Source organism: Falsiruegeria sp. JB4-1 (assembly GCF_055693495.1).
This window is the reverse complement of the sequence record NZ_JBVFTZ010000001.1, coordinates 3,549,751-3,573,510: the sequence shown is the minus strand read 5'-3', so window position 1 is coordinate 3,573,510 and position 23,760 is coordinate 3,549,751. Positions and strand designations below refer to the sequence as shown.

The 23,760-nt window shown below is 57.0% G+C and carries 20 protein-coding genes; 10 read left to right on the top strand and 10 right to left on the bottom strand.

The genetic code is table 11. The features are described 5' to 3' along the window. The first annotated feature begins 3 nt into the window (after positions 1-3). A complete protein-coding gene (locus tag ACZ1HE_RS18180; protein WP_472623068.1) occupies positions 4-1,773 on the top strand; it encodes an acyl-CoA dehydrogenase family protein in 1,770 nt (589 codons plus the stop codon). Positions 1,774-1,867: 94 nt separating this feature from the next. On the opposite strand, the gene ACZ1HE_RS18175 is transcribed toward ACZ1HE_RS18180, so the two are convergent. After that, a complete protein-coding gene (locus tag ACZ1HE_RS18175) occupies positions 1,868-3,085 on the bottom strand; it encodes an adenylate/guanylate cyclase domain-containing protein (RefSeq protein ID WP_472623066.1) in 1,218 nt (405 codons plus the stop codon). 239 nt (positions 3,086-3,324) lie between these two features. Between ACZ1HE_RS18175 and ACZ1HE_RS18170 the strand changes: the two genes are divergently transcribed. After that, positions 3,325-3,918, top strand: coding sequence for a cyclase family protein (locus ACZ1HE_RS18170; protein WP_472623064.1), 594 nt, complete (start codon positions 3,325-3,327; stop codon positions 3,916-3,918). Between the two features lie 122 nt (positions 3,919-4,040). On the opposite strand, the gene ACZ1HE_RS18165 is transcribed toward ACZ1HE_RS18170, so the two are convergent. The 6 genes from ACZ1HE_RS18165 to ACZ1HE_RS18140 all read right to left on the bottom strand — a co-directional run bounded on the left by ACZ1HE_RS18165 (position 4,041) and on the right by ACZ1HE_RS18140 (position 11,094). Continuing rightward, positions 4,041-5,426 carry a DUF1501 domain-containing protein gene (locus tag ACZ1HE_RS18165; RefSeq protein WP_472623062.1) on the bottom strand — a complete coding sequence of 462 codons (1,386 nt, stop codon included), beginning with the start codon at positions 5,424-5,426 and terminating at the stop codon, positions 4,041-4,043. Between the two features lie 3 nt (positions 5,427-5,429). Continuing rightward, positions 5,430-7,202 (bottom strand): DUF1800 family protein, encoded by a 1,773-nt coding sequence (locus ACZ1HE_RS18160; RefSeq protein ID WP_472623060.1) that lies wholly within the window; start codon positions 7,200-7,202, stop codon positions 5,430-5,432. A 165-nt stretch (positions 7,203-7,367) separates the two neighbouring features. Further along, complete coding sequence (locus tag ACZ1HE_RS18155; protein ID WP_472623058.1) at positions 7,368-7,802, bottom strand: DUF2141 domain-containing protein; 435 nt, start codon at positions 7,800-7,802, stop codon at positions 7,368-7,370. 38 nt (positions 7,803-7,840) lie between these two features. Continuing rightward, the gene (locus tag ACZ1HE_RS18150) at positions 7,841-8,149 is read right to left on the bottom strand and encodes a hypothetical protein (protein WP_472623056.1); all 309 of its coding nucleotides are present in this window, start codon (positions 8,147-8,149) and stop codon (positions 7,841-7,843) included. Between the two features lie 9 nt (positions 8,150-8,158). Further along, the gene (locus tag ACZ1HE_RS18145; RefSeq protein WP_472623054.1) at positions 8,159-9,598 is read right to left on the bottom strand and encodes a coniferyl aldehyde dehydrogenase; all 1,440 of its coding nucleotides are present in this window, start codon (positions 9,596-9,598) and stop codon (positions 8,159-8,161) included. Between the two features lie 74 nt (positions 9,599-9,672). Next, complete coding sequence (locus tag ACZ1HE_RS18140; RefSeq protein ID WP_472623052.1) at positions 9,673-11,094, bottom strand: MFS transporter; 1,422 nt, start codon at positions 11,092-11,094, stop codon at positions 9,673-9,675. Positions 11,095-11,468: 374 nt separating this feature from the next. On the opposite strand from ACZ1HE_RS18140, the gene ACZ1HE_RS18135 reads away from it, so the two are divergent. Further along, on the top strand, positions 11,469-12,467 hold the full coding sequence (locus tag ACZ1HE_RS18135; protein WP_472623050.1) for an aromatic ring-hydroxylating oxygenase subunit alpha: 999 nt from the start codon (positions 11,469-11,471) through the stop codon (positions 12,465-12,467). A 140-nt stretch (positions 12,468-12,607) separates the two neighbouring features. On the opposite strand, the gene ACZ1HE_RS18130 is transcribed toward ACZ1HE_RS18135, so the two are convergent. Further along, positions 12,608-14,161, bottom strand: coding sequence for a class I adenylate-forming enzyme family protein (locus ACZ1HE_RS18130; protein WP_472623048.1), 1,554 nt, complete (start codon positions 14,159-14,161; stop codon positions 12,608-12,610). A 201-nt stretch (positions 14,162-14,362) separates the two neighbouring features. Between ACZ1HE_RS18130 and ACZ1HE_RS18125 the strand changes: the two genes are divergently transcribed. From ACZ1HE_RS18125 to ACZ1HE_RS18105, 5 genes are all read left to right on the top strand, one after another. Beyond that, a complete protein-coding gene (locus ACZ1HE_RS18125) occupies positions 14,363-15,244 on the top strand; it encodes a LysR family transcriptional regulator (protein ID WP_472623046.1) in 882 nt (293 codons plus the stop codon). Positions 15,245-15,329: 85 nt separating this feature from the next. After that, the gene (locus ACZ1HE_RS18120; protein ID WP_472623044.1) at positions 15,330-17,033 is read left to right on the top strand and encodes an NAD(P)H-dependent oxidoreductase subunit E; all 1,704 of its coding nucleotides are present in this window, start codon (positions 15,330-15,332) and stop codon (positions 17,031-17,033) included. 13 nt (positions 17,034-17,046) lie between these two features. Further along, positions 17,047-19,833, top strand: a complete 2,787-nt coding sequence (fdhF, locus tag ACZ1HE_RS18115; protein ID WP_472623042.1) for a formate dehydrogenase subunit alpha — start codon at positions 17,047-17,049, stop codon at positions 19,831-19,833. A 126-nt stretch (positions 19,834-19,959) separates the two neighbouring features. Further along, the gene (locus ACZ1HE_RS18110) at positions 19,960-20,298 is read left to right on the top strand and encodes a hypothetical protein (protein ID WP_472623040.1); all 339 of its coding nucleotides are present in this window, start codon (positions 19,960-19,962) and stop codon (positions 20,296-20,298) included. After that, positions 20,291-21,517, top strand: a complete 1,227-nt coding sequence (locus ACZ1HE_RS18105; RefSeq protein ID WP_472623038.1) for an HlyD family secretion protein — start codon at positions 20,291-20,293, stop codon at positions 21,515-21,517. Before ACZ1HE_RS18110 ends, ACZ1HE_RS18105 begins: the two co-directional genes overlap by 8 nt. Before the next feature lie 45 nt (positions 21,518-21,562). Here the strand turns inward: ACZ1HE_RS18105 and ACZ1HE_RS18100 are convergent, their stop codons facing one another. After that, entirely contained in the window at positions 21,563-21,994 is a 432-nt protein-coding gene (locus ACZ1HE_RS18100; RefSeq protein ID WP_472623036.1) for a MarR family winged helix-turn-helix transcriptional regulator, read from the bottom strand. A gap of 73 nt (positions 21,995-22,067) precedes the next feature. Between ACZ1HE_RS18100 and ACZ1HE_RS18095 the strand changes: the two genes are divergently transcribed. Together ACZ1HE_RS18095 and ACZ1HE_RS18090 are read left to right on the top strand one after the other, a co-directional pair. Continuing rightward, entirely contained in the window at positions 22,068-22,436 is a 369-nt protein-coding gene (locus tag ACZ1HE_RS18095) for an antibiotic biosynthesis monooxygenase family protein (RefSeq protein WP_472623034.1), read from the top strand. A 64-nt stretch (positions 22,437-22,500) separates the two neighbouring features. Then, positions 22,501-22,914 (top strand): hypothetical protein, encoded by a 414-nt coding sequence (locus ACZ1HE_RS18090; protein WP_472623032.1) that lies wholly within the window; start codon positions 22,501-22,503, stop codon positions 22,912-22,914. 7 nt (positions 22,915-22,921) lie between these two features. On the opposite strand, the gene ACZ1HE_RS18085 is transcribed toward ACZ1HE_RS18090, so the two are convergent. Continuing rightward, the gene (locus tag ACZ1HE_RS18085) at positions 22,922-23,674 is read right to left on the bottom strand and encodes an HpcH/HpaI aldolase family protein (protein ID WP_472623030.1); all 753 of its coding nucleotides are present in this window, start codon (positions 23,672-23,674) and stop codon (positions 22,922-22,924) included. Positions 23,675-23,760: the final 86 nt, after the last annotated feature.

The following is a 23,760-nucleotide window of genomic DNA, read 5'->3' as shown; positions in this document are numbered from 1 at the left end:
AAGATGGACTATCAACTCCCCCAACGGGACATCACGTTCCTGCTTGATGAGGTTCTGAACCTCGACAAAACGCTGGCGCTGCCGGGGTACGAACACTGCGACAAGGACACGTTCTTTGCCGTGGTCGACGCCATCAACGGCTTTGTGCGCGACAACCTGGCGACCTGCAACGAGGCGGGCGACAGCCCCGGGGCCAAACTGGTCGACGGTCAGGTTTATGCCGCGCCCGGTTTTGGCGACGCCTACAAGGTGTTCTGCGAAGACGGTTGGAACGCTTTGGCGCTTGAGGAAGAATACGGTGGGCAGCAATTGCCCTTCGTCCTCCATGCCGCGCTGCGCGAAGGCATGGCAGGCACCAACCTGGCGTTTGCCCTGATTCACGAGCTGAACTTTGGCGTGGTCGAGGCGCTGATGGCCTATGGCTCGGACGATCAGAAGGCGGTTTATGTGCCGCAGCTGACCAGCGGCAACTGGGCCGGGACCATGAACCTGACGGAACCGCATTGCGGCACCGATTTGGGCCTGATCCGCACCAAGGCTGTTGCGAACGATGACGGGTCTTATGCCATCACCGGCAACAAGATCTTCATCACCTGGGGCGACCACGACATGTCGGAAAACGTGGCCCACCTGATCCTGGCCCGCGTCGAGGGCGCACAGCCCGGTCCGCGTGGCCTGTCGCTGTTCCTGGCACCCAAGTACATGCTGGATGCCGATGGCAACACCACGGACACCCAGAACACGATCACCATCGCAGGGATCGAGAACAAGATGGGCATCCACGGATCACCCACCTGCGCCATCTCGTTTGAGGACACAAAGGCGTGGATCGTCGGCGAAGAGGGCAAGGGCCTGGCTGCGATGTTCGTAATGATGAACGCCGCGCGCCTGTCTGTTGGCCAGCAAGGCCTGGGCATTGCCGAGGCGGCCATTCAGACCGCGACTACCTATGCGCACGAACGTCTGCAAGGGCGCGCTGATGGCGATCCTTGGAACCCCGAAGGCCCTGCCGATCCGCTGATCGCGCATGCTGATGTGCGTCGCCGCCTGTTGACGGCTCAGGGTGAAATGGACGCGGGTCGTGCGTTTGCCTATTTCGGAGCCAGCCTGCTGGACGAAGCGCATCGCGCCGCCACACCTGAGGCCCGCAAAGCAGCCGATGCCAAGCTGTCGGTTCTGACGCCGGTGCTGAAATCCTACCTCTCCGAGATGGGTTCGCGCATGGCCAATGAGGCGGTGCAGATGCACGGCGGTCATGGCTTCATCAAGGACTATGGCGTCGAGCAACTGGTCCGTGACGTGCGTATCACTGAAATCTACGAGGGCACCAGCGCGGTGCAGGCGCGTGATCTGGTGACCCGCAAGGTGCGCGGTGACAGCGGTGCGGTGATGAAGGGCTTTGTCGCTGACATGCTGGCCGAGGCCGATGATCTGCCTGCCGAACTGGCCGACGTACAGACTGCATTGCGCGACGCTGCCGCTCGGTTGGGCCGCTGCACCGACTGGGTGCTGTCGACCGTGCAAGGCGACGTGCTGTCGGGCGCCTGTGACTACCTTGAGGTGGTTGCGCTCAGCTTCTCGGCCTGGATGTCGGCGCGTATCGCCAAAGCTGCCCACGCGGGTACAGGTGCGCAATCGGCGGATTACTATGCCGACCGTCTGGATTGCGCACGTGCGCTGTTGGTGCGGGCCCTGCCGCGCGCATTGAGCCATGAGATGATCATGCAGGCGGGTGAGCCCGGCATGATCTGCCGTGCGGATCGCTGCGTGTAATGCCGCGTAAATGATAGCGGGTCGAACTGTTTTGCTGTAAACATCGTAGTCGGGCACGGTATCTTTCAGACCGTGCCCGTTCTCTTTTCTGATCCTAGGCTTGACCCACCAACCAATAGGTTTGCGTTGGTCCCATCCCCTTGATGTCGATCACGTCGCGGGCCTCAAAATCATACTCGGTCGCCAACCGATCTCGCGTGGGCTGCGTGACCTGAATGCGCCCCTTGATGCCGTGGCTTTCCAATCGGCTTGCGGTGTTAACGGTTTCCCCCCAGACATCATAGAACACCTTTTGCGTTCCGATCACTCCAGCGACGGCAGGGCCAGAATGCAGGCCGATGCGAACCTGCAGTGGGCGTTCGAATTCGGTGGACAGGCGGCTTGCTTCGGCCTGCATGGCCAATGCCATTTCTGCCATGACCTCGGCATGGTCTGGACGTGGGGTCGGCATTCCGGCCGCCACCATGTACGCGTCGCCGATCGTTTTTACTTTTTCCAGGCCGAACTGCGCGGTCAATCGGTCGAACGCTGTGAATACGATGTTGAGGAACGATACGACCTCTTCGGCATCCATCGCAGCTGCGCGTGGGGTGAAATCGACAATGTCGGCGAACAAGACGGTCACGTCCGGCAAATCGTCGGCTATTGTCGATCCCGGTGACGCCTTCAATCGGGAAGCGATTTCTTTGGGCAACAGACTGTCGAGCAGTGTTTCGGATCGCACGTGTTCGGCTGCTAGTTGATCCTCAACCTGCGCAACCCTGAGCGACAGAACCAAAAGGCTCGCACCCATCATGGCCGAAACACCGATCACGACACCAATGTGTATGATCTGTTTGAGTTGCGGATCCATAGCAGCTTTCCCGGATGGAACTTCGAAAAGGACAACGGTTGCGACCATGGCAAGGGTGATGACCAGCCAAATGGCAAAAGTCTCGGCTGGCCTGTCCACACCGTAGGCAATGAATAAGCCTACGAGTATGAGGTTCATGAACAGATGCAAACCCGTACCAGTGCCCAGATGATAGCTGAGGTAGGTGAAGACAACGACGACGAGGCTGACACCCAGATAAAGCGCCAGTCGCAGGCTAAAGACCGCAACGAAGGGAACGAATATCACACTTGAACACACGAGAGAGGCAGCCCAGGCGATGCGCAACCCTTCAAAATCGTAGATGGCGTAAAAGGTTGCGTATCCGATTGCGGTAATACATCCAATCAACATCAGAATGTTAAATGCATACCTCTTGGACTTCTCTTTGTCAGGACGCCCGTCCAGCCCAATGGAGGCATATCTGTGAATGCGATGCATTTAAACGTCCGTCAGAGATTTGAACACCAGGGTGTCTCCATTTTCAAATCGGGAACATTGCCCTTGGTCAATTTGTCTGCGGCTAAAGTTGCCAGTGGTATTTTTAGCTTGGTCTAATTCTGAAATCGGCGCCAGTTGTTCCTTGAGGTTTGAATTACTGGCCGACAATCAATGCAACGCAGGTTGTGTAGCTAGGCATTAAGGCATAAATCTGACATGCAAGTCATAGAGGATGCACCATGACCGATTGGATCGACCTGAGTTTTGATCTGAACCCCGACATGTGGATCTATTCAGCAGAAAACTACTCGGACCCGCCTTTTGGCGCGATGAAGTGGACCGATCCAGAAGCCAGTCGATTCGAGGTATGGGCGTTGTCCATGGGTACCCAGATGGGCACGCATATAGATGCTCCGTGTCATTTCGTACCCGGTGCGGCCTCGATGGATGCTTTTAACTCGAAGCATTGTTTTGGACAATTTCGACGGGTGGATGCGGCGCAGCCTAAAACCGATATGACTCAGGACGTTTGGGAGGGTATCACCCATCTTTTTCTGGACGCGCGGGCAGATCATTTGATGTCGATGGGCGACATCAAGGCTCTGTTGACCTTGCCGGTGCCGGTCTGGGTCATGGCGGGCGGCGTGCGGGTCGATAACCCAGACGGGTTGTGGTTTCATCAACGCCTCGCTGAGGCGGGAAAGTTCCTGGTCGAAGATCTGAACGCGGATGACGCAGGCCCCATACCCGACAAGGGGGAGATCATAACGGCCCCATTGAAACTTACTGGTCTAAGTGGATCGCCAACGCGGGTATTGATCCGCGGCACGTAAAGAAACCGGGGCCAGGCATTTGCCCGACCCCGGTCCGATGGTCATCTGGTGCTACTCGGAAAACGCCCGAGAGGAGTGGAGGAGGGGAAGCTGGCCCTGCCCGTCAAGGCAAGACCGCCCTCTCAGGCAAACAAACCCAGACGACCCCCGTTTGCGGTGTCAGTGAACCGGTGCAGATTGGGGAAGAGCGTGTTGAGCGCGCTGTCTTGAACGCCGAACCACAGCGACAGATCGGCATAGAGCTGATCGGTTGAGGTGGTCGGGATCAACACTCCGTCGCCCACGTCTTGGGTGTTGTCATTGCCAAGTCCCAGACTTGGGTATTCGCCAAAGACACGCCCGCCCTGAACGGGTGTCCCCATGACGATGGTGTTGCCGCCCCAGCCGTGATCGGTGCCATTGCCGTTCGAGGTCAGCGTGCGGCCAAAGTCGGACCCGGTGAAGGTCACGACACGCTCGTCGATGCCCATTTCCTCGAGCGAGTTCTGGAACTCTCCTAAAGCCCGCGACAGCACACCCAACATGTAGCCCTGATTGTTCAGCAACTCGTCGTGGTGATCCCAACCGATGTAGCGCAGGAAGAAGGTTTGCTGTTGCAGCCCTAACCGATCAGCAGCCTTGATCGTACGGGCCACCATGCGCAACTGTTGGCTTAGATCACTACCCGAGAACGAACCCGGCGCGTTGATCCCCTTGGTGGCGTCGCGGAACACCTCATGCTTGGCTTGCGCGTCGCGGGTGAGACCCAGATAGGTTTCCATGAACGGATCACCGGCGTAATCTTCGTTCATCAGCTTGGTGAAACTGTCCAGAAGGACCTCGTTCAGCTGGTTCTTCTCTTCTTTGACGTACAGGCCTACCGACCCTTCCGATTTTATCGAATAGGGCAGGTTGTGCGCGCCGTTCTGCTGAATGTTGTGTCCCGCCAGAGAGATGTTCATCGGGATCTCATGCGCGGACAGGCTAGGCTGCAATTGGTCGGCAAAGTGACCGAACCAGCCTTGATTTTCGCGTACATCGGGGCGCGAGGTCTGCCAGTGTTTGAACTGATCCGCATGGCTGAGCAGGCCAAGCGGCAGTTGGGCCGAGCCGTCATAAAACTGCTCCTTGCGCAGCCGTTCGACGAGCGGGCCGACATTGGCGACAAAGGCCAGTTTCTTGCGGTTATACAGCTTTTGCACTTCGGGCATCGACGCGTGCAGGCCAAAGCTGCGGCCTGCTGCGTCATCGGGACCATCCAGGCCCAGTAACTTGCCGCGCCCGATGGCTAGGTTGCCACGCGTGCGGCTGTATTGCTTGTGGTGGGTGCGGTCGGTGGGCACCAGCATGTTATAGCTGTCGTTGCCGCCATCCAGCATGATGAACACCAGCGCCTTGCGCTGTGGCGTGATCATACCGCCAGAGGCGCGCGCCAGACCGGGTAGACCCATGGTCATGGCGGCGGTGCCAGCCATGGCAAGGCCGGTGGATTGCAGGAAACCGCGACGTGTGAATTCGGGATGGAACATGGCTTAGGCCTCCTGCACGTTGAATTCGGGGGAAATGGCAATCATGAAGGCGATGGTTTGCACCACCCATTCGGGGTTGTCTGCAAATTGGGCAAAGGCCTCTTTGATGCGCGCCTTGGCTTTGGATGATGCGCGACCGGTCAGTAGGATCGACATTTCATCAATCAGCGCATCCCGTTTGGCCGCAGATTTGGCCGACGCGATTTCCGAGGACAGATCAAAGCGCAGAGCGTCTTTCTTTTGCGCCCAGAGGGTATCTGGATACATCTCCATCACCATCTTCTGCTCGGCCCCGGATCCGATCTGGGTGGACACCAGCGGCAGGAACCCACCAAAGAACCAGTAATACATCTGGTTGACGTAAGCGACCGAGGTGGCCGAGGTGTGCAACTCAAACTCGGGGGCGACCATGCCTGCGTTTTGCAGAGCACCATGTGGTGCAAAGTCGGGCTTATAGAAGTTGAATACGGTGGGGGCGGACATTGGATGCATTTGCAGCTCTTCCTGCAGATCATCGCCCAAAAGCCAGAGCTTGCCACTGGTGTTGTGTGCATTGAACGCCAGCAAAAGCTGGGTCACGCGATGCAGCGGCGATTTCAGTTTTTGCGACTGCACCATTTTGCCGCCAGCCTTGCGGGCTGTCGGCAGACGCTTGTCCGACACCTCGTTGGTCAGCGGGTAGGTCAGGATCGCCTCAAGCGTGGCACTCAAATCACCCTTGGGACCAAACGCCTTGGCAACGGTGCGGATGTAGGCAGGCGAGGGGTTGGACGTTACAAGCCGGTTGATCAGGTTGCGCGCAATGAACGGCGCGGTTGACGGGTGCGCCACCAACTGTTCCACAGCCGAGCGAATTTCGGATGGGCCTTTTTGCCTTCCAGGTAGGGTCAGTTTACCACCCAGCAGTTTCTTGGCGCCGCGATCGTGGTAATTCTCATCGACCACCATTGGCTTAGTGGCGTCGATGAAGGGCACGGTCTTATATGCCTTTTCGACGTCGTCATCAAAGCCAACGGGATAGCCGTTAAACGAGCTTTCCCAGAAACTGTTGTTCCATTCGTATTCATAAGCCGCGGGTAGCAGGCCGGTGAATACACGGGCCAATTCCTTGATATCGCGGTTGTCATACGTCGGGATCGGCTTTCCAGCCGCATCCAGCTTTTCCGAGCCATCCTGGTTCAGTTCGAACAGGCCGACAGAAAACAGCTGCATGATCTCGCGGGCATAGTTTTCGTCGGGGTGGATATTTTTGCGTTTGTTGGCCTTCTGGTTGAGCATATGGGACAGGTAAATGCCCATCATCGGATGCATCGACACGTCATAGAGCAAGTCAACGTAAGAGCCGAAGGCGTGTTTGTAGAGCAGGTCATAGTAGCTGGCAAAGCCAATGGAATCGAGTTCCAGTGATGATTGATCCGAGATCACCAGAACCTCTCCCAGTGCCTGCGCCATGCGCTGACGCAGCAGGTCGTCCTTACTGCTGAGTGTGTGATCCCACCAGGCCATGTGGAAGTACCATTTGTAGGGCAGGGCGGGGTTGTTGCCATCGCCATCAATCGCCCCTTGGCCGTGCGCTTTTACAAGTCGCTTGCGAAAATCCTTCCAGATCGCGCGGGTCGACTTTTCGAACACATCGCTTGAACTGGGTTTGTGATTTAACTGACCCGCGAGCCAAGAGTTGATCCCTTGTGTGCGAACGGTTTCCAGAAGTTTCTGATTGGCCCCAAGTGTGGCTTGCATCAGAAACCGGCTGCTGTCTTCCAATGTGTTCTTCATTTGATGGCTTTGCCTCGACTGTGCGGAGCAATGCAGTTGTACCGCAGTGCCTCCAATTTTCTGTCACATATGACAAAATAATGTGCCGAACGCGCAAAGCAAGTCGTAGCAAAGAAAAAGGCCCCACCTAAGCAGGGCCTTTGTGCGGTTTTTTGCCTAAAGTGATTACTTTGGAGCGTAGTTCATTTTCATCGTTGGGTTGTTGTCGCCTGTGTATTCGAATGATGCTTCGGCAAAGGTCGGAACGCCTGTAGCGCCTGCGTTGTTGGAATAGCCCCAGCCCTCTTCCGGAACAGGACCTTTCATTTCCATCTGGCCGTTGTCGTTGGCATCGTGGTGCAGCATGATCGCATAAGTGCCAGCTTCCAGACCCGGGAGGGTGCCAGTGACAGTCCCTTCGGCTGCGGGAATTTTTACATAGCTTACCATTTTCGCGAACATGTTGTTTTCAAATGCACGCTGGTCGTTGAACGCCAGAACGTGGATCGCACCACCGGAAGCGTCTACGCCATCGATGGTGATTTCCATGTCTGCCAAAGCGCCTGTCGTTGACAGGGCCGAAGCGACGAGGGCGGTGCTCAGGATAGATGTCAGTTTCATAGTCTTTTCCTCACTAGTAAAAATGAACGGGCCAGGGATCAGAACCCGTATGGATTGACGCCAACCAATTGAGAGATGTCGAAGTAGATGCCGAACAGCCTCCACGCGAGGTCCTGAACCACGTAATAGGCCCCAAGAAAGAACCACATTACGGTGACGGTCCAGAACAGCGGCGGGTTTTCCCGGACGTTCACGATTTCCCCGATAAACGCCTCTCCTGCGAGGAACGAGGTGTACGCCCACCACAGAAACAGCGACCCCCAGACCCAGAAGTGGCCGAAAAGCGTCGCCAGAATCAGGGCGACAACGGTCAGCCATGTGACCGGGTGGTTGGTTAGGTATTTCATTGAATTCCCTTACTTCTTTAACAATGGCGCGACGGCCTTTTTGAACTTGTTACCGAAGGGAGCGCGCAAAGGTTTGAACGGCCCGTCCATGTTGATTTGCTTGTAAACGGCCTTTTCGTGGCTAAAGAGCTTGAAACCGTGGTGCCCGTGATAGGCCCCCATGCCCGACGGTCCAACGCCGCCAAAGGGCAGGCTTTGCTGGGTCGAATGCATGATGGTGTCGTTAATGCAGGCACCGCCCGAGGTGGTGTTGCCCAGAACCTTTTCCTGCTCTCCAGCGTCTTTCGAGAAGACATAAAGCGCCAGGGGACGTGGGCGGGCGTTCACGAATGTTATGGCCTGCTCAACGGTGTCATAAGGAACAACCGGAAGGATCGGGCCAAAGATCTCGTCGGTCATCACGTCCAGTTCGGGCGAGGGATCGACGATGATGGTGGGGGGCATGACCTTTTCATTGGAACCATCAAAGCTCTCACTTGCAGGGTTCACTTCGATCACCTCGGCACCGCTGTCGCGGGCTTGTTGTACCAACGCCTTAAGGCGGTCGTGCTGACGGTCGGTCACGATGTGCGTGTAGTCCGGGTTGCCCTGCAAGGTAGGATAGGCGGCGGCCATCTTGGTTTTGACCTGATCGACAAACTCTCCAACTTTGGCGCGCGGCACCATGGCATAGTCGGGTGCAAGGCAGACCTGACCGGCATTGAACAGCTTACCAGTTGCAATGCGCGAGGTTGCAACCTCCATATCGGCATTGTCGGTCACGATGGCAGGTGATTTGCCACCCAGTTCCAGCGTCACGGGCACAAGGTTGTCGGCAGCCGCGTGCAGGATGTGCTTGCCGATCGAGGTCGCGCCGGTGAACAGCATGTGGTCAAACGGCAGTTTGGTGAAGTTCACGCCGGTTTCGACACCGCCGGTGATCACGACAGCCTCATTGGGCGAGAATTTCTCTTCGATCAACTGTTTCATCAGTGCAGACGTCGCCGGGGTGAATTCCGATGGCTTCAACATGACCGAGTTGCCGACGGCAAAGGCCTCTCCCATCGGGCCGATGGCAAGATAGATGGGGAAGTTCCACGGCGAAACGATGCCAATCACGCCAAGCGGCTGGTATTCGATGCGTGCTTTGCCGCCAAACATGTTCAGGGGGAAATCAACCTTGGCTTTGGTAGGCTTCATCCACTGAGCCAGATGCGATTTGGCATGCTTAAGCTCGGTCAGCGTACCGCCGATGTCTGCGATCAATGTTTCAGCCTTGGCGCGGTTGCCAAAGTCTGCCGATACAGCATCCGCCAGGGCGTCCTGATTGTCGGCAATCAGGTCGATCAGACGATTGATACGGTCGATACGCTGCTCTTGCGAGGGGGCGCCGGTGCTCAGGAAATGCGAACGCTGCGCCTCAAGCTGGCTTAGCATGTCCGCGTCCAGATTTGGGTCGTGCTTGGTCATTTAAGTCTCCCTTTGGGGGTTCTGCAGGCGGTTCCGGCGTTTGCCGAATCCGCCTGCAGAAAATCGTTAGTTTTCTATGCAGCTTTGTTGCCAACCATCTCTTCGAATTGTTTTTTGTCAAGATTGTAAAACAAAAGGAAGATGATGGACGCTACGTAGATTGCGATGGTGAGCAGGGCATAGTTGATGCCAAGGCTGCTGATGATTTCCGGCGTCAGGTTGGTCTGATCCGGCGCAGTCGGAAAGCCCACGAATGCCAGGAACACACCTGAAACGGCCAGCCCACCGGCTGTACCCGCCTTGAGGATGAAAGTGATCGAAGCGGTGATGATCCCTTCGTTCTGGAACCCGGATTTGTGAAGGCCGACCTCGACCACATCTGCGGTCATCGACGTCAGCACGGACGAGGTCCAGACGATCACGCCTACCTGAATGATGCCGTGAACAAACAGAACATAGATCAGAGCGTCGGTACCATTGGCCGGAAACAGGTCCATCCAGCGTAACAGATATGGGCCTGCTCCGATGATGGTCGACAGGATCGACAGGTTGATCGCGGTGGCCTTTTTGTTGTCGCGGTTCGACACAACTTTGATCAGGAAGCCTGCGATCAGCGCTCCGGCCAGGTTGGCCAGCAGGATCAACGAGATCTGATCGTTGCTGAGCTCCCAGTAAAAGCTCATCAGATAGGTCCAAAGAGCGGCACCAACGCCTGCACCGATGGCGTAGACAGCCGACGACAGGAAAATCGCGCGCAGAGCAGGCAGGCCCGCAGCTGACGCGAACTGACGGAAGAAGCCACCGGCGCTTTTGGTGGGTTCATGCGCAATTTCGGTCATCCGATCCTTGTAGGACAGCAGGCCCAAGGCTGAAATCAGAATGGCACCTGCGATGAGAAAGGCGCTGACCAAACCTGCTTCTTGATAGCCCGCCTGGTTGAGGATGCCATAGGGCATGAAATCAGTCGGCACCAGCCAGATTGTATACATCGCGATCACGATGATCTGACCTGATATCCATGTCACCGAAACCTTGTGTCCGGAAAGCAAAGTGCGCGTGTTATAGTCGCTGGTCAATTCAGGCAGCATTGCGTTGTGCGGCACATCATACAGCGTCATGGACAGGCGCAGGCCGATGGTGGTCAGCAGTAGGAACCAGAACAGTTGCCCGTCAGTGGTCAGCGACGCGGGTGGGTTCCAGATCAGCCAGAAAAGGAAAGCGGTCGGTACGATCGACAGAAAGATGAATGGATGCCGTTTGCCCATCCGTGATTTCCAATTATCGGACAGATAACCAACAAGCGGATCAGAAATCGCGTCAAAAATCAGTGCGATAGACAGAGCAAACCCCACAACTTCGGCCGGGAGACCAATGACAAGGTTGTAGTAGATGAGCAAAAAGAAGCTCAATCCGTTCGAAAACACGCCGTTGGCGACACCGCCCAGCCCGTAAAAGAGCTGCATCTTACCGGGCGCACCGGCAGTCTGGGTTGTCATTTTTTCCTCCCTGGTCCCGTTCACTTGAATTTTTTCATCGTGGTTATTTGAGAGTTAGTGAACGTTCATGATGCCTTGAATTTAGACACAGGTTGAATTACTTGTCAAAGGTGATAGTTTGTCATTAATGAAAATTAATGAATAAAGACGCGCGCCAGCTGAGAAGAAAGAGGAGATTCTCGTGACTTTAGATTGCTCTATGCCAGAATACGCGACCCAGATATTGCCACCCGAGGCCTATACCTCACAGGAGTGGCTGGCCCGTGAAATGAAAGAGCTGTTTTCCAAAACCTGGGGATCTCGCGGGTGTACTCAGCGATGTTCCCAATCCGGGCGACTACAAAACAGTCAAAGCAGGAACTTTCACCCTAGTGGTGATTCGCGGCAGTGATGGTGAGTTGCGGGCGTTCCACAACATTTGCCGACATCGTGGAACCGAGCTTATTGATCCTGGCTGTGGCAACACCGGGAAGACCATCGTTTGTCCGTATCACCGGTGGACTTTTGGGCTGGATGGCGCTCTGCGCGGCGTCCCGGACCAGCGGGAATTGTTCCCTGATTTCGACAAAAAAGCCAACGGGCTGCATGAAGCTTCTGTTGGAGTTTTCAAGGACTTAATCTTTGTTTGCCCCGAGCCAGATCAAAATATCGAAGACTGGTTGGCAACCGTACCGGACGTGGTTTGGCCACATGACATTAACAGCCCGGAGCTGGTCGCTTTTGATCAGGTCGTTACATATGAGATGAAGTGCAACTGGAAGGTTTTCTTTGAAAACGCCATCGACGGGTACCACTTGGTCTATCTGCACGAACATACGCTGGGTGGTCCGCGTCCTGAGGCCAACATCTGGGATGCTCATGGAGATCATCAGGTCTGGTATTCGACCGAAAACAACGAACACCGCAGTCGCATTCCCGCGTTCCTGAACGAGCAGTTGGAAAAACACGGGGCTAAAAAGATTTCACATGCCGCCGAGGGGGGATATGGTGGGGTTTACATGTTGTTCCCAACCACGATTGTCACGTCCTCGCCATACAGTTTCACGGTGTCCTGGATGGAACCCATCGACGCGAATACCACCTATCTGCATGCACGCAGTTGGATGGCCAAATCGCGATTTAAATACCGAGGATCAGTCAAGGACTTGCCTGGTTATGACAAAGTGTCGGGCATGATCAAATCCTCGCACTGGAAGAAACCTCCGCTCGAAACCGGGGATTTCCAAACCGAAGACATTTACGTTGTCGAAAAGATGCAGCGGTCGCTTCAATCGCCAAAATATAGCGTTGGCCAATTGTCGCAAGGACCGGGTGCTGAAGCGCCGTTGACCTATTTCCAGCAGTGCGTGCGCAACTATGTGCCGGAAGAGTGAATTTTGAAAAAGAACAGGCCGGATCGTCACTGATCCGGCCTGGTTTCATCGGAACAAAAAAATGCGCCCAAGGGCGGGCGCAAGTTTCGGGGTTCTAGCGGCGCGATGGTTGGGAGAAACCAGCGTGCCTTCGCGAGATATCACAGAGTGGCGTGTTCCTTCTCGCGCTGCATGCAGATCTCGATTATCTCACGCTTTTGTATCTTGCCGGTGGGGCCTTTGGGCAGGCTGTCCCAAACTTCGATCTCTTTGGGGATCTTGAAGTTGGCGATCTTACCCCGGCAGAAGTCGCGCAACTCATCTCCGGTGATGTTATGGCCGTCCACCAGGGTGACCGTCGCATGAATGCGGTCGCCCCATTTGGGATCGGGCAGACCAAAGACGCTGACTTCGTTCACCGCCTCATGTTCGGCCAGGCAATTTTCGATCTCGACCGGAAAGATGTTGTAGCCGCCTGATTTAATGCGGAATTTAGCCCGGTCCATCAAATAGACGTACCCCTCGGCATCTTGCGAGGCGATGTCACCAGTATAGAGCCAGCCGTCGCGCACTGTTTCTGTGTATTTGACGTCCTGGTTCCAATAGCCAGGGATCACGTAAGGCGTACGGATCAGCAGCTCTCCGGCCTCGCCCTGTGGCAGGTCGTTGCCCTCGTCGTCAATGATCCGGGTTTCGACGAAATAGAGCGGGCGACCAGCACTGGCGAGGCAGTTGTGATCCTGATTAAGCGCCAAGTCGTGGTCCGTCGCTGTCAGCATCATCGACATGCCCATCAACTCGGTCGTGCCATACATCTGCAGGAACGAGCAACCGAACGCCTGCACCGCTTCGCGCACGGTTGCGGGCGGGATCGGGGCCGAGCCATAGCCAAGCTGGCGCATGGATGAGACGTCGTGCTCTTCGATCCGACCGGAACTCAGCAAGCTGTTGAGCATCGTTGGAACCAACACGCAAATCGAGCACTTTTCGCGTTCGATCAGTTGGAGCGCGCGCTCAGCGTCCCATTCGCCGATGATGGCGCATTTGTTGCCGTGAAAGATGTTGCGCAGCAGGTGCATGATTGGCACGCCCGATGCAGGCATCGCGTGTAGCCAGACGTCGTCGGGTGTGGCCCCTTCGGACAGGGCGATGGCAGCCATGGATTCGACCATCTGGCGATGTGGATAGATCGCGCCCTTGGGCAATCCGGTTGAGCCGGTGGTGTAGCAGATCATCAGCCGTTCATGCTGCGACAGGCTCAGCGGTTCTTCTGCTGTGCCTTCAGCAATCAGTGCCTCGTAGTCGTCAGGCAAGTCATGACCTGTGCCTATGCCGATCAAGCGGGGTTGCCGATCTGAATGGGTCAGGGCCTCTTTGGCTCCAGCGATCAGATCGGCTTGAACAAAGATCTGATCAACGCCCGCGTCATCAATCAGGGCACCAAGTTCTGGTGGAGCAAGACGATAATTCAACCCAACGCGAACCGCACCCGCCTTGGCGCAGGCCCCAATGGTTTCGACCACTTCGATGCAGTCCTTCAGGATCACACCGATGCGGTCTCCCGGTCGCACGCCCCAGCCACGCAGGACGCGAGCGAGAGCGTCAGTGCGCTGGTCCAATTCCCGCCAGGTACGGCGGCGGTCAATCTCGACATACGCCTCGCGATCACCAAAGTTGCGGGCGTTCCGATTGATCAATTCGCCAAGTGTCAGCATGTAAGTGCAATCCTGATATCTCACCAAACGGCAAGTTAGTGAACGTTCGCTATAGCATCCATGCGGACCATCACTTTTGTCAATTTCTTTTTTGAGACAGCCCGCGCCAAGCGCATAGGCCCATGCAATGCAACACTTTTCGTTGGCCTGAATGTCGCTATGATCCGCAAAAGGGGCAGATCCGCCCCGGAGACCGCACCTGTGATTGAACTGCGAGACTTGGAATTACTCAGCGCCTTGGCGCGGCATCGCCACTTTGCCAAGGCGGCCGAGGATTGCGGAATCTCGCAGCCCGCCTTTTCCATGCGCATCCGCAACCTGGAAGAACGGTTGGGGGTTTCCATCGTCAAACGGGCCAACCGATTTCAGGGCCTGACGGAAGAGGGCGAGATGATTGTTCGCCGGGCCCGCCGGATCCTGCTCGACACCAAAGCGCTGGAGCAGGAGGTACTTGCCGTCAAAGGCGAGATCAGCGGAACGCTTGTTCTTGGCGTGATTCCGACGGCCTTGGCCTTTACCGGGCGCTTGGTGCGTCGTCTTCATCAAGCGCACCCAAAAATCGTGCCACGCATCGATTCCATGTCATCTGCCACAATCCAGAAGCGGTTGGACGAGGGCACGATTGATGCAGGCGTCACATATGGGGATAGCATCGGCACCGATCTGAGGTCGGTGCAGTCATTGTACGAAGAAACCTATGTTCTGTTGGTGCCCGATCACATGACCAGCGAAACAGGCCCGATCCCTTGGGCGCGTGTGGCCGAGTTTCCTTTGTCGATGCTGGAACCGCAGATGCAGAACCGGCGCATTCTGGACCGCATCTTTGCCGAACTTGGCCTGCATCCCCAAGTGGTTGCGGAAAGCAGCGGCTTTACCGCTGCGATGGTCATGGCGCGCGAAGGGTTGGCCGCAACTGTGGTGCCACGTGTGCTGGTGCGCGCATTGGGGAACCTGACCGGGACGCGCGCCCTGCCGTTGATTGCGCCCGAAGTCAGCAAACCTATCTGTCTGGCCACGCTGACACGCGATCCAGAATTGCCTACGGTTGCTGCGTTGAAGCGCGTGGTGACGTCTTTGCGGTGATAAGGTGTCGTTATCGTGCGATTGCATTTTGCGATTTGACGATATGCTCCTCTGATGAGAGACGGAACGTCAATCGGAGGGCATCATGGCACCATTAGATACCAAGCCATCAAACGCACCCAGGGGCGTTTGGAAGTCAGGTAAGGGCAAAGGGCGGCACACGCCCAAAGGCCGTCAGTTCACGGACGAGGCGCAGGCCGAGATCACGCGCCTTTTGGGTGATCGCCCGCGTCGCCGGGATCTGTTGATCGAGTTTCTGCATCTGATCCAGGATGCCCATGGCCATATCAGCGCCGACCACATCGCCGCGCTCGCAGTTGAGATGCGTTTGGGGCAGGCCGAGATCTATGAAACTGCGACCTTCTACGCTCATTTCGATGTGGTGAAAGAAGACGAGACGCCTCCGCCTGCGCTGACCATCCGCGTCTGCGACTCGCTGTCATGTGAAATGGCGGGTGCCGCGCAGCTGCAAAAGGCGCTCGAAGATGGCCTTGATCCCACTCAGGTCCGCGTCCTCCGCGCGCCCTGCATGGGCCGCTGCGACACCGCCCCGGTGCTTGAGATCGGTCACAACCACATCGACAATGCCACACCGGAAAAGGTACAGGCGGCGATTGCGGCAGATGACACTCATGCACATGTCCCCGATTACGAAACCTACGACGCCTACGTGGCCGAAGGCGGCTATGCCAAGCTGAAAGAGCTGCGCGAAAGCGGTGACTGGGAAGCGGTGCAAGAGGATGTCCTGTCCTCGGGCCTGCGTGGTCTGGGTGGTGCAGGATTCCCGTCGGGCAAGAAATGGGGCTTTGTTCGCATGAACGAAGGCTCGCGCTATCTCGCCGTTAATGGCGACGAGGGTGAGCCGGGGACTTTCAAAGATCGCTACTATCTGGAGCGCACGCCGCATGTCTTCCTTGAGGGCATGTTGATCGCCGCTTGGGCAGTCGAAGCGGAAACCTGCTTTATCTACATGCGCGACGAATACCCCGCGGTATTGAAAATTCTCGCGACCGAGATTGCCGCGCTGGAAGAAGCTGGCATCGTCGAGCCGGGTTACATCGACCTGCGCAGGGGCGCCGGTGCCTACATCTGCGGTGAAGAATCCGCGATGATCGAATCCATCGAGGGCAAAAAGGGCCTGCCGCGCCACCGTCCGCCATTTGTGGCGCAGGTGGGCGTTTTCAACCGTCCGACCCTCGTTCACAACGTTGAGACGCTCTATTGGGTTTCCAAGATCTGCCGCGAGGGGCCGCAGATCCTGAATTCTGTTGAAAAGAATGGCCGCAAGGGCCTGCGAAGCTACTCGGTCTCTGGCCGCGTTGCCCAGCCGGGCGTCTACCTGCTGCCCGCAGGATCGACCATTCTTGACGTGATTGATGCGGCGGGGGGTATGGCTGATGGCCATGCATTCAAGGCGTATCAACCGGGCGGGCCGTCGTCGGGCCTTCTCCCCTCTAGCATCGACGATGTCCCGCTCGACTTTGACACCCTGCAACCGCTTGGCACCTTTATCGGGTCGGCCGCGGTTGTGGTTCTGTCCGATCAGGACACCGCCCGTGATGCGGCGCTGAACATGCTGCGGTTTTTCGAGGATGAAAGCTGTGGTCAGTGTACGCCTTGCCGGGCCGGATGCGAAAAGGCAGTCAAGCTGATGCAGGCCGACAAATGGGATCAGGACTTGCTCGAGGACCTGTGTCAGGTCATGGGCGATGCCTCGATCTGTGGTCTGGGACAGGCGGCACCGAACCCGATCCGCCTGGTCATGAAACACTTCGCTGACGAAATCTGAGGGAGACAGAGCCATGCTAGACGCAAGCCCAACCAAGACCGTCACCTTCAACCTGAACGGCGAAGATGTCACCGTGCCCGAGGGCTGGACCATCTGGGAAGCCGCCAAGGGCCAAGGCTTCACCATTCCGCACCTGTGCCACAAGCCGCAGCCGGGCTATCGCCCGGACGGCAACTGCCGCGCCTGTATGGTTGAGGTCGAAGGCGAGCGCACGCTGGTTGCCTCGTGCATTCGCCCGGTGGCCGAGGGGATGGTGGTCAAGAGCGACAGCGACCGCGCCGAAAAATCACGCGCCATGGTCATGGAGCTGCTCGTTGCGGATCAGCCCGAAGAAGCACACGACACCTCGAGCCACTTCTGGGACATGGCGAAGCTGAACGATGTCAGCGACAGCCGCTTCCCTGCCAAAGAGGCAGACAAGATCCCGCTGTTGGATGACAGCCACGTGGCGATGCGTGTCAATCTGGACGCTTGCATCAACTGCAACCTCTGCGTCCGTGCCTGCCGCGAAGTGCAGGTGAACGACGTGATCGGCATGGCCGGTCGTGGTCACACCGCTGAAATCGTGTTCGACCAGAACGACCCCATGGGCGCATCCAGCTGTGTGGCTTGCGGCGAATGCGTTCAGGCCTGCCCGACCGGTGCGCTGATGCCTGCCACCGTGCTGGACGATAACCAGCAGGGTGACAGCAAGGATTACGACTCTGAGACCGAAAGCGTCTGCCCGTTCTGCGGCGTTGGCTGCAAGGTCTCGCTCAAGGTCAAAGACGGCAAAGTCAAATATGTCGAGGGCATCAACGGCCCGGCAAACGAGGGTCGCCTGTGTGTCAAAGGCCGATTCGGCTTTGACTACATCCACCACCCCCACCGCCTGACCAAGCCACTGATCCGTCGCGAGGATGCGCCTGCCAAGGGGCTGAACGTCGACCCCGGTGATCTGTCGACCCATTTCCGCGAAGCCTCGTGGGAAGAGGCGATGGATCTGGCGGCGACCAAGCTCAAAGCACTGCGCGAAGAAGACCCGCGTTCGGTTGCGGGCTTTGGCTCGGCTAAATGCACCAACGAAGAGGCCTATCTCTTCCAGAAGTTCATCCGCCAGGGCTTCCGTCACAACAACGTCGACCACTGTACTCGTCTGTGCCACGCTTCATCCGTTGCGGCTCTGATCGAAAACGTGGGATCGGGCGCTGTGACCGCGACCTTCAACGAGATCGTGAATGCGGATGTGGCGATCATCATCGGCTCGAACCCGATCGAAAATCACCCTGTTGCCGCGACCTATTTCAAACAGTTCGCCAAGCGCGGCGGCAAGCTGATCGTCATGGACCCGCGCGGCGTTGGCATGCGCAAGTTCGCGGACGAAATGCTGCAATTCCGCCCCGGCGCGGATGTCTCGATGCTCAACGCGATCATGAACGTGATCGTCGAGGAAGAGCTCTATGACAGCCAGTACATCCACCGTTGGACTGAAAACTGGGAGGCCGAAAAAGAACACCTGCGGGCCTTCACGCCCGAGGCGATGGCCCCGATCTGCGGCATCGAACCCGATCAGCTGCGCCGCGTTGCGCGTATCTTTGCGGGGGCTGAGGCTGGCCTGATCTTCTGGGGGATGGGCATCAGCCAGCACATCCACGGCACCGACAATTCGCGTTGCCTGATTTCGCTGGCCCTGATGACCGGCAATGTCGGCAAACCAGGCGCAGGTCTGCACCCGCTGCGTGGTCAGAACAACGTTCAGGGTGCATCTGATGCGGGCCTGATCCCGATGTTCCTACCGGACTATCAGTCGGTTATGGACGATGACATCCGGGCTAAGTTCAACAGCGTCTGGAAAGATGAACGCGACTTCTCGAATGAGAAGGGCCTGACCGTGACCGAGATCATCGACCAGGCATATGCGGGCAACATCAAGGGGATGTACATCCAGGGTGAAAACCCAGCGATGTCCGACCCCGACGCGGGCCACGCACGCGAAGCGCTTGCCAAGCTGGAGTTGATGATCGTTCAGGATATCTTCCTGACCGAAACGGCGAACTATGCCGACATCATCCTTCCCGCATCCGCGCTCTATGAAAAGAACGGCACCGTGTCGAACACCAACCGTCAGGTGCAGCGTGTGCGTCCCGCCGTGACCCCTCCGGGTGAGGCGCGAGAGGATTGGGCCATTACTGTCGAACTGGGACAGCGCATCGGGCTGAACTGGGATTACCCGGATGTGTCTCAGGTGTTCAACGAGATGAAGCAGACCATGGGGTCACTCGACAACATCACATGGGAGCGTCTGGAAACCGAGACGATCACCTATCCATCGCTGCACGAGACCGATCCCGGTCAGGCGATTGTGTTCGGTGATGGATTCCCGCGGCCCGAAGGTCGTGCCAAGTTCACGCCCGCCAGCGTCATCCCGCCGGATGAAGCACCGGATGAAGAATACCCGATGATCGCCACCACAGGCCGTCAGCTGGAGCACTGGCACACGGGGTCGATGACTCGCCGGTCACTGGTTCTGGATGCGGTGGAGCCTGAGGCCAACTGCTCGATGAACCCGCGCACGCTTAAACTGATGGGTATTGAGCCGGGTGAGATGGTGCGTCTGACGACACGTCGCGGTTCCATCGACATCATGGTGCGTGCCGACCGGGCGATTGCCGAGGACATGGTGTTCATCCCGTTTGCCTATGTCGAGGCGGCGGCGAACATCCTGACCAACCCGGCCATCGACCCCTACGGCAAGATCCCCGAGTTCAAGTTCTCGGCGATCCGGGTTGAAAAGATCGAAGACGCCATCGCGGCGGAATGATCCAAAAGGCAGGTGATCCGAAAGGGTCGCCTGTTTCGCTTGTGTCGGTACATATGCGGTTTCGTTGATCTGAAAGCCGCATCCTGTCTATAGTTCTCTGGTATCGTTATGAAACTGGAGGCTTGGATGAACAGTGCCCTTTCTGACGAGGCTCTGGCGCGGCTTCCCTTTTGGGTGACCCCGCCAGGAGAAGCCGACGGATTTCTGATCGTCGTCGGGGTGCTTCTTGTGGCCATCCTGCTTGGGTTTGGTGCGTTCTATTTCACGATACAGGCGATTCCCGACCGTATGGCGGCGGGTGCGCATAAGGTTCAGATGCAGCTTGTTGGTGTTCTGGGGTTGATCTCGCTTTTCACCCTGAACAACGCCTTTTGGATCGCGGCCATCCTGATCGCGGCTGTCCCGCTGCACGAGGTTTTCCCGACATACATCCATCGCCCCAAGGCGGAGGATGACAATGCTTGAGCTTATCTTTTCCGCTCTGATCACAATTGTGCCCGACTACCTGTATCGCCACTACAAACAGGGCAAGCGTTGGGGACATGAGATCACGCTGTTTAACGTTTGGTACGAACTGAGATGGGGTTTGACCTCTTGTTCCATTCTAGCGGTGACATTGCTGACGATCATTTTCTATTTTCATCCCTCGACCCGCAATGTCTCGGCTGCGTTTCGTACGGTCACTGTATTGTCGGACCGAGCAGGTCGCGTGGCCGAGGTCTATGTGCAAAATAATGACCGGCTGAAGGCTGGCGATCCGATCTTTCGTCTGGATACCATTCGTCAAGAGGCGGCGGTTGAAACTGCCAGTCGTAGGATTGCCGAGGTGGATGCCGCACTTGGCGTTGTTACAACAGACATTGCTGCCGCCGAGGCGAGGTTAGAGGCCGCAATTGCCGACCTGAACCAGGCGCGCGATGACTTGAACCGCCGTCAGTCGTTGGCAGACCGCAACAATGCGACTGTCAGCGAGCAGGATTTGGAGAGACTTGAGACGGCCCTTGCTCGCGCTGAAAGCCAGCAAACAGCGGCCATCGCTGCGTTGGATGGTGCCAAATTGCGTCAGTCGACCCTGTTGCCAGCGCAACGTGAAACCGCGCGGGCTTTGTTGCAAGAGGCCCAAGCTGAAATCGCGAAATCCACCGTCATTGCCGAGGTAGACGGAACCGTGAAACAATTCCTGTTGAAACCTGGTGACATTGTGAATCCGATCTTGCGCCCGGCAGGTGTTCTGGTGCCGGATGTGACAGGGCAGGGTCGGTTTGTCGCGGCCTTTGGCCAGATCTCGGCCAGCGTCATAAAACCGGGCATGTTGGTTGAGATCACCTGTGCTTCGAAACCTCTGACGATCATCCCGATGATTGTGGACGACGTGCAAAACGCCATTGCTGCCGGTCAGTTCCGACCGGGGGACGCGTTGTTGGACCAACAGGATCGCCGCCGCCCCGGTACCGTGACCGTATTTCTTGCGCCGATCTTTCCCAAACATCTGGAAATCCTCCCACCCGGCAGCGCCTGTGTAGGTGTCGCATACACGAGTCGCGCTAAAGAGATCGAGGCCGGAGAGATCACGGGTTTTTCAGCTTTCATCGCGCGCATCGTAGATGGTATGGGCATCGCCAATGCCATTGTCCTGCGAGCGCAGGCGATCCTGTTGCCGGTAAATGCCTTAGTTTTTTCTTGACGTTGGCCGAGTTTTACAAATTGAACGATTGCAGATTGATCCGGTCTATTTGGCACGCAGACCGTCAATGATCCTTTTCATGACGTCCATGAACATATCCCGCTCCTGAGAGCTCAGGTCTTGCAAGGCCTTGGTGTTGACCTCGAATGCAGCAGCGTAGGCCTGCTCTTTCAGGCCCGCCGATTTTTCCGTCAGCCAGATCAACTGAACCCGCGCGTCCGTTGGGCTTTTGGTGCGTTTGATCAGCCCGTCCCGCTCCATCCGGTTGAGCGTGTTGGCCAGTGTGGCCTGCTCTACATCAATGTTTTCCAAAAGTTTTTTCTGGGACACACCGTCCTTTTGCCACAGCTCCAGCAGGATCGGAAACTGCCCGACCACGATGCCCAACGGCACGATCCGCGATTGCAGTTCCTTGGCGAACAGGCGGGCCATGTGATTGATCAGATAGCCAGCTGAGTCTTCTTTCTTGAAATCCATGCCGGAAATTACCCCTTGAATAGCATGCTATGCAATAGTATATAGCTTGCTATGTAAAATGAAAGGAAGCGCCATGTCCCGTTTTGAAGAGTTGGATAAAGTTGTGAGCCTCGCGGATCAGATGGAAACGGATGAGGGGCCAATTGTCCTGATCAACCTGTTCACTGTCGACCCAACCGAAGAAGAGGCTTTGCTCAAGGCCTGGGCATACGATGCGGATTTCATGAAAGCCCAGCCGGGCTACATCTCGACCCAGTTGCATCAGGGCATTGCTGGCAGCTCGACGTTCATGAATTACGCCGTGTGGCAGGACGTCAAAAGCTTTCGGGACGCGTTCTGCAATCCGGAATTCCAGCGGCGCATTGCTGATTATCCCCCAAGCGCCGTGGCGCGCCCGCATCTGGCGCGCAAATTGACCATCGAAAACCACTGCGTCGCCTGACGCACAGCCGGGAGCAGCCCCATGTTGAAAGCAATCCATCCCATCGCTAAGCGTCATTGGGTTTTTGACGATCCTGACCTTTTGGACCTCAACACTTTACAGTGAACTACTTGGCACGCCCGAAATGATCGTCGCCGTCAAAGGCATGGTCTTACGCGGCCTGTTTATCCTCATCCCCGCCATGGCCGTCGTTGGTGCCAGTGGGATGGCAATGGGGCGCCGCCGCAAAGATGCGCCCGCCTTGGCCAAGAAAAAGCGGATGCCGATCATTGCGGCCAATGGGTTGTTGGTTCTGGTTCCGGCGGCTGTTTACCTAAGCAACAAGGCCAGTGCTGGGGCTTTTGACACCGGGTTCTATGTGGTGCAGGTCATCGAATTGATCGCGGGCGCGACCAATCTGTTCCTGATGGGGCTGAGCATCCGGGACGGACGCGCCATGACTGCCCGCAGGCGGATGGCGGCGAAAAAGTCGAAATAGGCCGCCTCTAGGTCACCCAGCTTTGGGTCTGCGCGACTTTCTCTTTGAGCCACAAAACATCAAAGCCCGCGAGAACCCGATACCCGCGCGCTTTCAGCCCCCTGGCCTGCTCTTCGTTCAATGCGGCATTGCCAAGGGGGATGCCTGCCGCATTGGCAGCAGCTTCGACACGGGCTAGGGCCTCGACCACCTCGGGGTGATCGAATTGGCCCATGTGGCCCAGGTCGGTCGACAGGTCGAACAGCGCAGGGACCAACAGGTCGATACCCGGCACAGCACAAATGCCCTCGATGTTTTCGATCGCATCCCGTGTTTCGACCAACAGGCAGCAGACCAATTGATCCTCCATCTTTGATGGATACTCGGGCAGGGCGACCTGCCAGCGGGAATGAGCAATGAAGGGGCCAAATCCCCGATTGCCGTTGGGGGGATAGCGCATCGCGGCGACTGCGCGTTCGGCATCTTCGACCGTGCGCACAAGCGGGAAAACCAACCCTTCGGCCCCTAAATCCAGCACGCGTTTCGCCTGTGCCGTATTGATCTCGGGCAGGCGAACAAGCGGCGCGCAATCGGTGCCTTGGGTGGCTGCGATCATCGCGTGTGCGGTGGCATGGTCAATGGCCCCATGCTCCATGTCGATGATCACCCCATCTGATCCTGCTGCGGCCATCGCCTGTGTGACCACTGCAGATGGGATTGTGGCGATGTGCATCGTCATGCAATCGGACGTGTTTTTTAGCCTGTGCTTGAATCGTGCCATTCAAATTTCTCCAATCATTCCGGGGCAGCCTAACACGGTTAAAGACAAACGGGGCGATCATGTTACGGTGTCTTACAACCTGATCA

Coding starts and splice junctions, on each gene's coding strand:
- ACZ1HE_RS18085 (WP_472623030.1), bottom strand. CDS start 23,674: ATGGCACGATTCAAGCACAGGCTAAAAAACACGTCCGATTGCATGACG.
- ACZ1HE_RS18160 (WP_472623060.1), bottom strand. CDS start 7,202: ATGAAGAACACATTGGAAGACAGCAGCCGGTTTCTGATGCAAGCCACA.
- ACZ1HE_RS18180 (WP_472623068.1), top strand. CDS start 4: ATGGACTATCAACTCCCCCAACGGGACATCACGTTCCTGCTTGATGAG.
- ACZ1HE_RS18100 (WP_472623036.1), bottom strand. CDS start 21,994: ATGGATTTCAAGAAAGAAGACTCAGCTGGCTATCTGATCAATCACATG.
- fdhF (WP_472623042.1), top strand. CDS start 17,047: ATGCTAGACGCAAGCCCAACCAAGACCGTCACCTTCAACCTGAACGGC.
- ACZ1HE_RS18130 (WP_472623048.1), bottom strand. CDS start 14,161: ATGCTGACACTTGGCGAATTGATCAATCGGAACGCCCGCAACTTTGGT.
- ACZ1HE_RS18165 (WP_472623062.1), bottom strand. CDS start 5,426: ATGTTCCATCCCGAATTCACACGTCGCGGTTTCCTGCAATCCACCGGC.
- ACZ1HE_RS18170 (WP_472623064.1), top strand. CDS start 3,325: ATGACCGATTGGATCGACCTGAGTTTTGATCTGAACCCCGACATGTGG.
- ACZ1HE_RS18095 (WP_472623034.1), top strand. CDS start 22,068: ATGTCCCGTTTTGAAGAGTTGGATAAAGTTGTGAGCCTCGCGGATCAG.
- ACZ1HE_RS18150 (WP_472623056.1), bottom strand. CDS start 8,149: ATGAAATACCTAACCAACCACCCGGTCACATGGCTGACCGTTGTCGCC.
- ACZ1HE_RS18155 (WP_472623058.1), bottom strand. CDS start 7,802: ATGAAACTGACATCTATCCTGAGCACCGCCCTCGTCGCTTCGGCCCTG.
- ACZ1HE_RS18120 (WP_472623044.1), top strand. CDS start 15,330: ATGGCACCATTAGATACCAAGCCATCAAACGCACCCAGGGGCGTTTGG.
- ACZ1HE_RS18105 (WP_472623038.1), top strand. CDS start 20,291: ATGCTTGAGCTTATCTTTTCCGCTCTGATCACAATTGTGCCCGACTAC.
- ACZ1HE_RS18110 (WP_472623040.1), top strand. CDS start 19,960: ATGAACAGTGCCCTTTCTGACGAGGCTCTGGCGCGGCTTCCCTTTTGG.
- ACZ1HE_RS18175 (WP_472623066.1), bottom strand. CDS start 3,085: ATGCATCGCATTCACAGATATGCCTCCATTGGGCTGGACGGGCGTCCT.
- ACZ1HE_RS18140 (WP_472623052.1), bottom strand. CDS start 11,094: ATGACAACCCAGACTGCCGGTGCGCCCGGTAAGATGCAGCTCTTTTAC.
- ACZ1HE_RS18145 (WP_472623054.1), bottom strand. CDS start 9,598: ATGACCAAGCACGACCCAAATCTGGACGCGGACATGCTAAGCCAGCTT.